Source organism: Stenotrophomonas sp. ZAC14D2_NAIMI4_7, from assembly GCF_003086675.1.
Taxonomy (GTDB): domain Bacteria; phylum Pseudomonadota; class Gammaproteobacteria; order Xanthomonadales; family Xanthomonadaceae; genus Stenotrophomonas.
Window position 1 is genome coordinate 4,229,958 of record NZ_CP025995.1, and the last position, 12,247, is coordinate 4,242,204.

General features: G+C 64.5%; 12 protein-coding genes and 1 pseudogene. 4 read left to right on the forward strand and 9 right to left on the reverse strand.

The window, feature by feature from the left end:
• The 3 genes from C1922_RS19255 to C1922_RS19265 are packed head-to-tail and all read right to left on the reverse strand — an operon-like array spanning position 1 to position 2,433.
• The gene (locus tag C1922_RS19255) at positions 1 to 678 is read right to left on the reverse strand and encodes a hypothetical protein (RefSeq protein WP_108751247.1); all 678 of its coding nucleotides are present in this window, start codon (positions 676 to 678) and stop codon (positions 1 to 3) included.
• Complete coding sequence (locus C1922_RS19260) at positions 678 to 1,856, reverse strand: glutathionylspermidine synthase family protein (RefSeq protein WP_108751248.1); 1,179 nt, start codon at positions 1,854 to 1,856, stop codon at positions 678 to 680. The genes C1922_RS19255 and C1922_RS19260 overlap by 1 nt, the downstream gene beginning before the upstream one ends.
• Before the next feature lie 7 nt (positions 1,857 to 1,863).
• Positions 1,864 to 2,433, reverse strand: coding sequence for a DUF1190 domain-containing protein (locus C1922_RS19265; RefSeq protein ID WP_108751249.1), 570 nt, complete (start codon positions 2,431 to 2,433; stop codon positions 1,864 to 1,866).
• A 364-nt stretch (positions 2,434 to 2,797) separates the two neighbouring features.
• On the opposite strand from C1922_RS19265, the gene ilvD reads away from it, so the two are divergent.
• Positions 2,798 to 4,636: a dihydroxy-acid dehydratase gene (ilvD, locus tag C1922_RS19275; protein ID WP_108751251.1), complete on the forward strand. Its 1,839-nt coding sequence runs from the start codon at positions 2,798 to 2,800 to the stop codon at positions 4,634 to 4,636.
• 104 nt (positions 4,637 to 4,740) lie between these two features.
• Here the strand turns inward: ilvD and C1922_RS19280 are convergent, their stop codons facing one another.
• Both C1922_RS19280 and C1922_RS19285 read right to left on the reverse strand, forming a co-directional pair.
• Positions 4,741 to 5,031, reverse strand: coding sequence for a hypothetical protein (locus C1922_RS19280; RefSeq protein ID WP_108751252.1), 291 nt, complete (start codon positions 5,029 to 5,031; stop codon positions 4,741 to 4,743).
• 6 nt (positions 5,032 to 5,037) lie between these two features.
• Positions 5,038 to 5,433 (reverse strand): hypothetical protein, encoded by a 396-nt coding sequence (locus C1922_RS19285; protein WP_108751253.1) that lies wholly within the window; start codon positions 5,431 to 5,433, stop codon positions 5,038 to 5,040.
• 121 nt (positions 5,434 to 5,554) lie between these two features.
• Here C1922_RS19285 and C1922_RS19290 point away from each other — a divergent pair, with 121 nt between their 5' ends.
• Positions 5,555 to 6,166, forward strand: coding sequence for a hypothetical protein (locus C1922_RS19290; protein WP_108751254.1), 612 nt, complete (start codon positions 5,555 to 5,557; stop codon positions 6,164 to 6,166).
• Positions 6,167 to 6,223: 57 nt separating this feature from the next.
• On the opposite strand, the pseudogene C1922_RS19295 reads toward C1922_RS19290, so the two are convergent.
• Positions 6,224 to 6,583, reverse strand: a pseudogene (locus tag C1922_RS19295) (helicase C-terminal domain-containing protein); the annotation flags it as partial.
• Between the two features lie 311 nt (positions 6,584 to 6,894).
• Between C1922_RS19295 and C1922_RS20455 the strand changes: the two are divergent.
• Together C1922_RS20455 and C1922_RS19300 are read left to right on the forward strand one after the other, a co-directional pair.
• Entirely contained in the window at positions 6,895 to 7,386 is a 492-nt protein-coding gene (locus C1922_RS20455; RefSeq protein ID WP_159092044.1) for a hypothetical protein, read from the forward strand.
• Positions 7,387 to 7,434: 48 nt separating this feature from the next.
• Positions 7,435 to 8,478, forward strand: a complete 1,044-nt coding sequence (locus C1922_RS19300; protein ID WP_267896416.1) for an SIR2 family protein — start codon at positions 7,435 to 7,437, stop codon at positions 8,476 to 8,478.
• A gap of 30 nt (positions 8,479 to 8,508) precedes the next feature.
• Here the strand turns inward: C1922_RS19300 and dinG are convergent, their stop codons facing one another.
• From dinG to aroE, 3 genes are all read right to left on the reverse strand, one after another.
• On the reverse strand, positions 8,509 to 10,611 hold the full coding sequence (gene dinG, locus C1922_RS19305; RefSeq protein WP_108751256.1) for an ATP-dependent DNA helicase DinG: 2,103 nt from the start codon (positions 10,609 to 10,611) through the stop codon (positions 8,509 to 8,511).
• A gap of 427 nt (positions 10,612 to 11,038) precedes the next feature.
• The gene (locus tag C1922_RS19310; RefSeq protein ID WP_108751257.1) at positions 11,039 to 11,395 is read right to left on the reverse strand and encodes a hypothetical protein; all 357 of its coding nucleotides are present in this window, start codon (positions 11,393 to 11,395) and stop codon (positions 11,039 to 11,041) included.
• A 3-nt stretch (positions 11,396 to 11,398) separates the two neighbouring features.
• Positions 11,399 to 12,244, reverse strand: coding sequence for a shikimate dehydrogenase (aroE, locus tag C1922_RS19315; RefSeq protein WP_108751258.1), 846 nt, complete (start codon positions 12,242 to 12,244; stop codon positions 11,399 to 11,401).
• Between the last annotated feature and the right edge of the window lie 3 nt (positions 12,245 to 12,247).

The window sequence follows — 12,247 nt, forward strand, 5'->3', positions numbered from 1 at the left end:
TCACCCCTGCAACAATCGCCGTTGCAACCGCTCCACCGCGCGCTGCAGCAGCACCCGGTTACGGGCCAGCTTCATCCACTGCGGAAGGCGTGAAAACATCGACGCATTGGCCACGCCCGCGCGTTCGCGCAGCGGCGCCACGGCAAATTCATGCAAGGCCTGCAGGTGGGCTGCGTTGTACGCCCACAGCACCCCGGCAGCTGTCTTTTCCACCAACCGCAGCGGCAGCCCCAGATGCGGGTCGATGGCCTCGTGCGCACGCACCCGGGACAAGGTCACCGGCACTTCACTGCTGCGCCCGCACTGGCCGCAATCCCCCATCAAGGTGCGCACCAGCGCTGCAGCACGCGCGCGATACAGCGCGGCGCTCACCCACTTGTGCCCACAGTGGCCGCAGGCGCGATGCCCGCTGTAGCGCACCGGCCCAACCCAATCGCCCGCGCTGCAGCGACCACAGGTGCAGGCGCCGGCATTGCCGCTGCCACCGTCCAGCGCCAGGCTGCAGCCCAGGCATCGGAAACGCGCTGCTGCAGACCGCCCCACCACCCAGCCCGGGGTATCGCAGCGATGGCAGCGCACGGCCACGCGGTCTGCATACCGCCACAGGCCGTGGCCATCGTCCAGGTGGCGGCCGGGCAGCGGCGCCGGCCGCAGATCGCGGTTGCGCCGCACTGCCATCAGACGTAGATCCGCGTGGGCGCCTCGTCCACGATCGCATGCGGCACGAAGCGCGCACTGTCGCGGGTAATCGCGCTGTCATCCTCGCGGATGCCGATGCCGCAGGCGTGGTCGCCGATCACCCAGCTGCCGATCAGCGGATAACCGCCGTCGAAACGGGTAAGCGGATGTGCACGCTGGATGATCGCCGGCCCTTCGTACGGGCCGTCGCTGCGCTGGGTGCTGCCATCGGCCAGGTGCATTTCGATGTTGGCGCCTTCGCGCGAGAACAGCGGCTTGCGCACCCAGCCCGAGGCCAGCGCGCTGCCATCGTCGAAATGCGCCTCCAGCAGGTTCGGGTGGCCCACGTTGCGCTGCCACAGCAGCGGCAGGATGCCCTTGTTGCTCAGCACCGCCTTCCACGCCGGTTCCAGCAGCTGGATGCCCGAACCGGGCAACGCGCGGCCGAATTCCTCGGCCATCAGGTCTTCCAGCGGGTACAGCTTGAACAGCGTGCCGATCACCGTGTCATCCAGCGCGGTGAAGCGACCGTCCTCGGACAGGCCGATATCCTCGATGGCGATGGCCTGGCCATGCAGACCGGCCTGCGACGCGCAATCGCGCAGGTAATCGACCGTGCCGCGGTCTTCTTCGGAACTGCCCACCGCGCTGAAGAACAACGGCGGCGGCAACTGCCCGGCCAGCGCGCCGAAACGCTCGACCAGTGCCTCGTGCATGCCATTGAACTGGTCGGCGTGCTGCGGCAGGCGGCCGGCGTTGCGCTGGTCTTCCAACCACTGCCACTGGAAGAAGCTGGCCTCGAACAGCGAGGTGGGCGTGTCGTAGTTCAGTTCGTACAGCTTGGCTGGGCCGGTGCCGTCGTAGGCCAGGTCCAGGCGCCCGTACAGGTGCGGCTGGCGCTGGCGCCAGCTCTCGGCGATCCAGTCGCGGTAGTGCGCCGGAATGGCCAGCTGGTCCATCAGGCGCTCACTGGCGATCACATCGCCAACGAGGTCCAGCGCCATCTGGTGCAGCTCGGCGCTGGGGTCTTCGATGTCCACTTCGATCTGGCGCAGGGTGAAGGCGTAGTACGCACGCTCATCCCAATACGGCTGGCCGTCGATGGTGTGGAAGCGGAAACCGGCTTCCTCCGCGCGCGCCCGCCAATGGGCGCGCTCGGCAATCTGGATACGCTGCATGGATCGATCAGCCGCCGAAGCTGCTGCCGCTGCGGCGCGCGCTGGTGCTGCCAAAGCCACTGCGGCTGGCGGTCACGGCGCGGTTCGGTTCGCTGGTCACCGGGGCCAGGCCGGCCTTGCCGGCGCCGATGCCGCTGGCGGTGTTCATGCCACCGGTGCCGCCCGGTGCCGGGCGCGCCCAGCCGGCGTTCTTGTCCTGGTAGGCCGGTGCCGACGCCGGCGCCTGCGGGGCCAGGCCGCCGCGGTTGCTCAGCATCTGCGACATGAAGAAGCCCATCATCATCGGGCCGATGAACGACGTACCGGCCGAGGTGTGCTGCTGCACGCACTGTTCCGGCTTGTAGTCCTGCTCGCAGGCTTCCTTGCTGGCGTACTTGGGCGCCGCATCGGCCGCCTTCTGCTGCGCTTCGGCAAAGGCATTGCGGCACGACGACGGGTCGCCGGTGGCCTCGGTGCAGGCCTCCACCGAGGTGTACAGGCCTTCCTGCACCTGCACCTGTTCATCCTTCTGGCAGGCGGTGAACAGCAGGGGTGCAGCGCTCATCAACAGCAGCGCGGTGGTGCGGGAACGCTTCATGGCGTCATGCCTCGGAATCGGATCAATGCCCCAATGATGCCAAATTCACACCAACAACCGGAATCGGCAAAGTAGGAAAGATGAACGGGTTTTCATTTTCGCCGGGCCGGCACACCTGTCCGGTAGGTGCCAACCTTGGTTGGCACACATGCCGCAGCGCCCGGCCCTGCCCGGCGAGCGCTCCCACGTCTCAGGCGAGGAGCCCCCTTGTTGTTCAAGGCGGCGCGCCGAAGGCGCGGGGATAAGGAGAAATGCGCGGACCACCAAGCCGCTGCAGGCGGCGAAGGTGGTTGCAGCAGCAACCGAAAAACTCCGCCATGATCGGGCAACCCCCACGTTGTACGGCCCGCCCGTTCCGCCAGCCATGCCTGAATACCGCTCCCGCACCTCCACCGCCGGTCGCAACATGGCCGGCGCCCGCGCCCTGTGGCGCGCCACCGGCATGAAGGACGGCGACTTCCACAAGCCGATCATCGCCATCGCCAACTCCTTCACCCAGTTCGTGCCCGGCCACGTGCACCTGAAGGACCTCGGCCAGCTGGTCGCGCGCGAGATCGAAAAGGTCGGCGGCGTCGCCAAGGAATTCAACACCATCGCGGTCGACGACGGCATCGCCATGGGCCACGACGGCATGCTGTATTCGCTGCCCAGCCGGGAGATCATCGCCGACTCGGTCGAATACATGGCCAACGCGCACTGCGCAGACGCGCTGGTATGCATTTCCAACTGCGACAAGATCACCCCCGGCATGCTGATGGCCGCGCTGCGCCTCAACATCCCGGTGGTGTTCGTGTCCGGCGGGCCGATGGAAGCCGGCAAGACCAAACTGTCCGAGCACAAGCTGGACCTGGTCGATGCGATGGTCATTGCCGCCGACGAAAGCGCCAGCGATGAAAAGGTCGCCGAGTTCGAGCGCAGCGCCTGCCCCACCTGCGGTTCCTGTTCGGGCATGTTCACCGCCAATTCGATGAATTGCCTGACCGAAGCGCTGGGCCTGTCGCTGCCCGGCAACGGCTCCACCCTGGCCACCCACGCCGACCGCGAACAGCTGTTCCTGCGCGCCGGCCGCCTGATCGTCGAACTGTGCCACCGCTGGTACGGCGGCGAGGAAGCCAGCGCGCTGCCGCGGGGCATCGCCACCCAGGCCGCATTCGCCAATGCAATGACCCTCGATATCGCCATGGGCGGTTCCACCAACACCATCCTGCACCTGCTGGCGGCCGCACAGGAAGCCGAGGTGGACTTCGACCTGACCCACATCGATGCGCTGTCGCGGCGCGTGCCGCAGCTGTGCAAGGTGGCGCCGAACACGCCCAAGTACCACATGGAAGACGTGCACCGCGCCGGCGGCGTGTACGGCATCCTGGGCGAACTGGCGCGTGGCGGCCTGCTCGATACCACCGTGCCGACCGTGCACAGCCGCACCCTGGCCGACGCCATCGAACGCTGGGACGTGGCGGTCAGCGGCGAATCGAGCGTGCACGACTTCTTCCGCGCCGGCCCGGCCGGCATTCCCACCCAGGTGGCTTTCAGCCAGGCCACGCGCTGGCCGACGCTGGACGTGGACCGCGCCGAAGGCTGCATCCGCAGCGTGGAGCACGCCTATTCGGCCGAAGGCGGCCTGGCCGTGCTGCGCGGCAATCTGGCCGTTGATGGCTGCGTGGTGAAGACTGCCGGCGTGGATGAATCCATCCACGTGTTCGAAGGTACGGCGCGCGTGTTCGAGAGCCAGGACGCGGCCGTGGCCGGCATCCTGGCCGATGAAGTGAAGCCGGGCGACGTGGTGGTGATCCGCTACGAAGGCCCGAAGGGCGGCCCCGGCATGCAGGAAATGCTGTACCCGACCAGCTATCTGAAATCGAAGGGGCTGGGCAAGCAGTGCGCGCTGTTGACCGATGGCCGTTTCTCCGGCGGCACCTCGGGCCTGTCGATCGGCCACGTTTCACCGGAAGCGGCCAGTGGCGGCACGATTGGTCTGGTGGAAGACGGCGACCGCATCCGCATCGACATTCCGGCCCGCCGCATCGACCTGCTGCTGGACCAAGCCACCCTGGCCCAGCGCCGCAGCGCGGCCGACGCGCGTGGCTGGAAGCCGCGCGAAGCGCGCCCGCGCAAGGTCACCAGCGCCTTGAAGGCCTACGCCCTGCTGGCCACCAGCGCCGACAAGGGCGCCGTGCGCAACACCGCCCTGCTGGGCGATTGAAAGGTGCTGGGGTCAGAGCCCTTCCTGCGGAAGGGATCTGACCCCGGATCGCGGCAGGGGGTCGGATCCCTTTCGCAGAAAGGGCTCTGACCCCGGCTCAGGCCTCAGAACGCGAACGGCGCGCCATCCAGGTGAATCGCGCCCGCAGTAATGTGGACGGCGCCACCGGACTGCAGTTCGAACGCCACGCGCACAACGCCTTCGGCGCGATCGTCATGCGCCATCACCTCGTTGATCGACGCACTCGCACCCCAGGGTTCGCTTCTATCCAGCATCACGTGCTCCACCGCTTCGAACTGCAAGCGGCGCTCTGCCTGGTCCGCATCGCGGAGGACGAGCTCGAACGTGGCGGCGATCCAGTCACCGTGGATCGCGATGATTGTCCAGTCGTGCATGTGACCTCACTCACCGATCTTCGCGGATGACGCGTGCCGCGCACTCACCCGTGCCAACACATCTACCGAGGGATAGTGGAGAAACATCGCATGGGCATCGCCGCGCGATTCGAAACGCAGATCCTTGCCGCTCCATGATTCTGGCTCACCCTTCAGCACCACGCCACTACGGTGCAGGAAGGTTGCACGGAGCAGTGCGTCGAATGCCTTCGCGCTCTGGTCCAGGCATTGGCGCAAGCGCTGGTTTTCCGCATCATCAATCGGTGCAACCCAGTAGACGCGGTCCTGGCTGATATCCGGAAAATCGACGCGGATGCAGAACGCGTAGAACACGCTGCCGTCGTCAGACAGCACGCCCTGGATCAGGCCATCGTAGTACTCGGAAAACAATTCGACCTTCATCTGCGTGCTCCCTGCCTGCCCGGGCATGTTAGCCCGGCAGACGGCGATCTGCCGGCCAGCGGCCGGCACTACCCACGCGATCTGCTACGGTGTCCGGGTACTCACCAACACGGAGGTTGTGATGACGTTGCTTTCGCTTGCCCTGGCCGCTGCCCTCGGCGCCGCACCCGAACCACCGAAGGCGCCCGACTGCAGCTACGACCGCGATGCGATGCTGGCGATGGAACCGGATGCGTTCGACCAGGATCTGGAAGGCGGCTGGCGCCCGCTGGCCGAGCGCGGTTGCCAGCGCGAAGCGGCCGATCTCCTTGCCGCCTACGCAGCGCTGCCCAAGGCGGCGGACAACACCACCATCATCTGGCATGAGGGGCAGCTGCGCGCCGAGCTCGGGCAGACGGCCCAGGCGATTGCGCTGATGCAGCGCACCTACAAGCCAAAGGACAAGGATCCCGGTTACTGGAATGCCTACGTGGACGGCACGATCGCCTTCTTGCAGCACGACCGTGCGGCACTGGAGAAGGCCCGCGCGGCGCTGGTCGCGATTCCCACACCGGAGGAATTCGCTGGGGCGTTGAAGGATGGGCGCTACCACTTCACGACCGCAGGTGGGCAGAAGGTGGATGTGGCTTGGCCACCCAACCTGGACGTGCTCGATGGCTTCCTGCGCTGTTTTGATCGCGATTACCACAACGCCTATGGCAACCAGGTTTGCCGGAAGCCGGAAGGCGGTTGAGCGGCTTCGCGCGTGCTAGGGTCAGAGCCCTTCCTGCGGAAGGGATCCGACCCCGCGTCAGCCGATCACGCGCTTGAACGGCGGCAGCGCGTCGATGATGCGCTTGCCGTAGCGGCGGGTCAGCAGCCGCGAGTCGAGGATGACCACGCGACCGGTGTCGGTGGACGTACGGATCAGGCGGCCGGCGAACTGGGTGAGCGTGCGCAGCGCGTGCGGGATGGCGATCAGGTTGAAGGCGTTCATGCCACGCGCTTCCACCCATTCGCTCAGCGTGGCGGTCTGCGGGTCGGTCGGCACCGCGAACGGCACCTGGGTGATGACCACCGTGGTGCAGGCTTCACCGGGCAGGTCCAGGCCCTCGCCGAACGAGTTCAGGCCGAAGAACACCTAGCCTTCGCCGGCGATCACGCAGCGTAGGGCCTCATTAGCAGCACCGCCCTATCGGCCAGTGGATCCCAACTCGACATCAACTTCCGTTTTCCATCAGTATGCAAGCGGCACTTTAGATCTCCGGGGGCTGCAGCAGGTTGGGCGGTCTGATCACTTACTAGGCTAGCCGGACTACTCGTGGAGAGTAGAAGCAAGGACGCGAACTGCTGTACTGAAAGCTTGAGATGAACCTCTGATCCAGTTGGCCGGAACGTGAGAGACTCCCCGAGGGGCTTCCCAGTGTTAGCCAATGCTGCACAATTGCCATCGTCCTAACCAACATCGATTTTCCCATCCTCATGCCGAAGAATACGTCCAGCAAAAGCGTCAAAGAGGGTTTAAGGGCTATCATTAACACTGGCGGAGCGCCCGTACTTTTCGTGGGCTCGGGCCTGTCACGTCGCTATCTGAATCTTGAGGACTGGGCAGGTCTTCTCTCTAGGTATTGCACCACTCCGCTCCACCCTTTCGGCTTCTATCGAACCGAGGCGGGAAATGACCTTCCTCAGGCGGCGAGTGCGATAGCAGCAGACTTTAATAAGCACTGGTGGGTTTCTGAAGACCACAAAGAAGCTCGTGATGCGCTTAAAGATGAAGTGGAAGATGCATCAAGTCCATTGAAGCACACCATATCGAAGTACATCCTCGACATAGATCTAGATAAGATAAATCCAGAATTCCATAGTGAGATTGAGTCTTTAAGAGGCGCCAGAGTTGGCTCAATCGTAACCACTAACTGGGATCAGTTCCTGGAAGGAATTTTTCCTCACTTCGAAGTTTACAAGAGCTAGAAAGAAGCAATATCAGGAAGACTACTTGGCGTCGGAGAAATATATAAAATACACGGCTGCGCAACCATGCCGGAATCGCTTGTTCTCACGCATAGTGATTACCAGCAATTCAAGGAGAGGGAGGCATACCTCAGTGCAAAGCTGCTGCTCTTCTTCCTTGAACGCCCGGTCATATTCGTAGGATATTCCTTGGGCGATGAAAACGTCAGAGACATACTTAAGTCAGTAACCTTCTGCCTGGACAGCGACTTAAGGAAGCGCGTTGGTGACCGCCTTCTTCTAGTTTCCTGGGACCCCTCGATCATCGACCCGGTTGTGCAACCAAAAGAAATCGAGTTATCGCAAGGAGTTAGACTAACGGTAAACGAACTAAAGTGCTCGAGCTTCCTCGATCTTTTTGAGGTCCTTGGGGAGGCAGAAGCCTCACTCGACGCATCTCTCCTAAGGAGAATCAAGGACAAGCTCTACGACATTGTCATCGACAATGACGCCGGAAAGAAGATAAAGATTATCTCTCAAGATCAACTTGAATCTAATGCAGAGATAGAATTCGTAGTTGGGGTCGGAGTTCAAAACCTGACAAAGAATGGAATCGTCGGACTTGACAGAAATGATTTGATTGAATCGATTGCATTCCCTCAAAAAGATCTTTCCGGATATTCTCGTGAGATTATCATGAATGCAATTCCGTCAATGAGGATCACCAGCACAGTAAAAAACGTTCCAGTGGCGAAATTCTTAAGGTCCGCCAACTTGCTGGACGATGAAGGGAATTGCAAGAAAGAAGTTCCTGATCGGGTGCAGAATCTCTTCAAGTTGGAAAGATCTGAGTTTGAGGACTCAGCATATAAGAGCAAGAAGATCAACTGGGTCGGACTTGATATGGCGAATTTTTTGGCAAAGGCCAAGAAAGAATGTGTCGACAAGAGCAAGATCCCCGTTTATTTGACGTATGCGAACCCCAGCGCCTCCGATTTAAAAGGCTACATTTCTGAAAACTGGGACTACCTAGGTTCTAGCGCCCATCTCGTATCGCTCAGAGACAAACTAGTTTGCATCCTCGATAGAAAGGAAGCTGGGTTCTGGATTTAACAATTAGCTCGTGACCAGCAGAGCCATTTTTCAGCCGATCACGCGCTTGAACGGCGGCAGCGCATCGATGATGCGCTTGCCGTAGCGGCGGGTCAGCAGGCGCGAATCGAGAATGATCACCCGGCCGGTGTCGGTAGAGGTGCGGATCAGGCGACCGGCAAACTGGGTGAGCGTGCGCAGCGCGTGCGGGATGGCGATCAGGTTGAAGGCGTTCATGCCGCGCGCTTCCACCCATTCGCTCAGGGTGGCGGTCTGCGGGTCGGTGGGCACGGCGAACGGCACCTGGGTGATGACAACCGTGGTACAGGCTTCGCCGGGCAGGTCCAGGCCTTCGCCGAATGAGTTCAGGCCGAACAGCACCGAGCCTTCACCAGCGGCCACGCGACGCAGGTGTTCGTCGATCAGCCGGGTCTTGGACATGTCGCCCTGCACCAGCACCTGCTTGCGGCGCGCGGCCGACATCAGGCCAGCCACCTTTTCCATCTTCCAGCGCGAAGTGAACAGCACCATCGAGCCCTTGGCCCAGTCCAGTTCGGTATCCAGGTAACGGGCGACTTCGCGCGGATGACCGTCGCGGTCGTCGGGGGTGACCGGGAACTTCGGCACGATCAGTTCGGCCTGGTTGGGCAGGTCGAACGGCGAGGCCAGCGAGACCATTTCCGCTTCCGGCGGAATGCCGTTGTCGATGGCCAGCGACTGGAAATCACCGCCGCCAGTCAGGGTGGCCGAGGTCATCACCACCGAATCCACTTCATCCCACAGCAGCTTGCGCAGCACGTGCGCGGCCGACACCGGCGAGCCGTGCAGCACCAGGTCGCCATCGCGGGTAGCGGTGACCCAGCGCGCGGTGGGCGGCGCGCCGTCCTTGTCCTCGCGGCGCCAGGCCTGCCACAGGTTGTACTGCTGCTCGATCATTTCCAGGGCCATGCCCAGGTTGCGCTGCAGGCGCTCGCGCGCAGCGTCGTCCGGCTTGCCCTTGGCCACCTGTGCGGTGGCAGCGTGGGCCCAGTTGTAGAGGCTGCGGGTGTCGTCGGCCAGCGCTTCGATGGGTTCGCGCCAGGCCTCCGGCAGGCGCCCGTTGGCCGCGCGCCACATCGGCTCTTCGTCGGCCGGCGCCGGCATCCACACTGCTTCCACGTGGTCACGGAAGGCGCGCAGCTGCTTGGCCACGTTGCTGGCCACGTCGATGGCCTCGTTCGGCAGCAGGTTGCCCAGGCGGTCCTTGTCGACCGCGCGGTACGCACCGGCAATCAGGATCTGCAGGCGACCGACGCGCTTGGCCATGTCGTCCAGGGCCAGGCTGGCCGCACCCTGGTCGATGGCCACGTTGCCGATGTGGTGGCCTTCGTCCAGCACCAGCAGCATGTCCGACGGCGCGGCGATCATCGGCTGGCCGTTGTCGCTGTCACCAATGGACAGCGCCGACAGCAGCAGCGCGTGGTTGGTCACCACGATCTGCGCATCGCGCACGGTGTTGCGTGAGCGCAGCACGGCGCACTGCGCCGAGTACGCACAGCGACGGCCGGCACAGGCCGAGGCCGGGGTGGTGATGCGGCTGCGCAGGCCGGGACTGATGGTTTCCGGCGCGTTGTCGATGTCACCGTCCCACGTACCGCTGGTGAAGGCATCGGACAGGCGCTTGGCGATGTCCATTTCGATGGGCGCCAGCGGCCGGTCGTACAGCGGCGCCTCGTCTTCGAACATGCCGCCCTGGGCGCCCTCGCCCTGTGCTTCGGCGGCATTGCGCGTGCACAGGTAGCGGGTACGGCCCTTGGCCAGCGCCACGGTCGCTTCCAGGCCGGTGGCCTTGAGGAAATTGGGAATGTCGCGCTCGACCAGCTGCGACTGCAGGGCCACGGTACCGGTGCTGATGACCAGCTTTTTCTTGCTGGCCAGCGCGATCGGCACGCCTGCGGTCAGGTAGCCCAGACTCTTGCCGACGCCGGTGGGCGCTTCGACCACGCCCACGCCGCCGCTGGTGGACAGCGCGCGCGACACCACGCCGATCATCTGGCTCTGCGAGCGGCGGGTGGAGAAGCCGGGGGTGTTGGCCTGCAGCGTCGTATAGGCCTTGCGGATCGCGTCCTTCAAGGCGTCATCGAGCTTGCGGGGGGCGGCGACAGTTTCGGTCACGCCGGAAGTTACCGTGGCTGGATCAGGCCGGTCATTGTCGCATGGCCGGCCGACGGGACCGGCGCGGCGGCGCTGAACGGGGTCAGCGGCGACGGCCGTTGGCGGCCATGGGCCGGGCGCAGCCCCGCGGCCAAGGCAGATGGCGCCACCCGCCCACCGCTCTGGTAGGTGCCAACCTTGGTTGGCACACCCCCACCGCGCCGACCAAGGTCGGAGACTACCCAAAGCAGGCGTGGCCCGGCGTTACGGCGCTCTGGTAGGTGCCAACCTTGGTTGGCACACCTCCACAGCGCCGACCAAGGTCGGCCACTACCAACAGCAGGCCTCGCCCAGCGTTACGGCGCTCTGGTAGGTGCCAACCTTGGTTGGCACACCCCCACAGCGCCGACCAAGGTCGGCCACTACCAACGACAGGCGTGGCCCAGCGTTATGGCGCCGACGCCGCCGGGCGGGCGCGCAGCAGCCGCACCAGCGCCCAGACCAGCAGCACGATGCCGAAGGCATCCAGCAGGGCCAGCACGAAGTGGACCCCGCCCAGCACCGCGCTCATCGCCGAAACGGCACTGAAATCGCCGCTGCTGACCAGCCACAGCGGCACCACGCTGGCACCCAGGCTGCCCAGGTTGGCGGCCAGCAACAGCAGCAGGCCGGCCAGCGCGCCGCTGCGGGCCGCATCACGCGGCGCGCCCAGCACCCACACCAGGCCCACGCACAGTGCGATCAGCACCGGCAGGCGCACGCCCAGCAGGCTGAGCACGCTCATCAACATGGCCGATGCATCCATGGTTCAGTCCTGCCCAGCGAAGGTGCCGGCACCGGCACGCAGCTGCTGGTAGACCTCGTCGGTCTGCGGGCGCACGCCATGCCACTGCAGGAAGCTTTCGGCCGCCTGCTCGACCAGCATGCCCAGGCCATCAACCGTGTTGCGGCAGTTGGCCGAGCGCGCCCAGGCCAGGAAGGCGATGGCGGCCTCGCCGTAGTTCAGGTCGACGGCGGTGGTCATCGAGTTGACCAGCGACAGCGGCAGCTTGAACTCGACATCGCGGTCGCGGCCGGCCGAGGTGGCGTTGAGGATCAGTTCGAAATCGCCCAGCTCGCGCAGGTCTTCCCAGTAGCGGCTGATGGCGCGGCCGGGTTCGCCCATCGCGTCGATCAGTTCGTCGGCGCGTTCCGGCGTGCGGTTCACCACCACCAGTTCGGTGATGCCGGCATCCAGCAGTGCCGGTGCCACGCTGCGCGCCGAACCACCGGCGCCGATCAGCAGCACGCGGCGGCCGCGCAGATCCAGGCTGTGGCGGTCGGTCAGGTCACGCACCAGGCCGATGCCATCGGTGGTGTCGCCGTGCCAGCGGTCGCCCTTGCGCAGCAGCGTGTTGACCGAGCCGGCGCGGCGCGCACGTGCGGTCAGGGTGGTGCACACGGAAAACGCGGCTTCCTTGTGCGGCGAGGTGACATTGGCACCCACGCCGCCTTCGGCAGCGAAGGCTTCCAGCCCGGCCAGGAAAGCGTCCGGGGCCAGGTCGATGGCGCGGTAATCCACGCTGATGCCTTCCTGGCGACCGAACGTCGCGTGGATCTGCGGCGACTTCGAGTGGGCGACGGGGTGTCCGAAGACGGCGTAACGGTCGGTCATGGA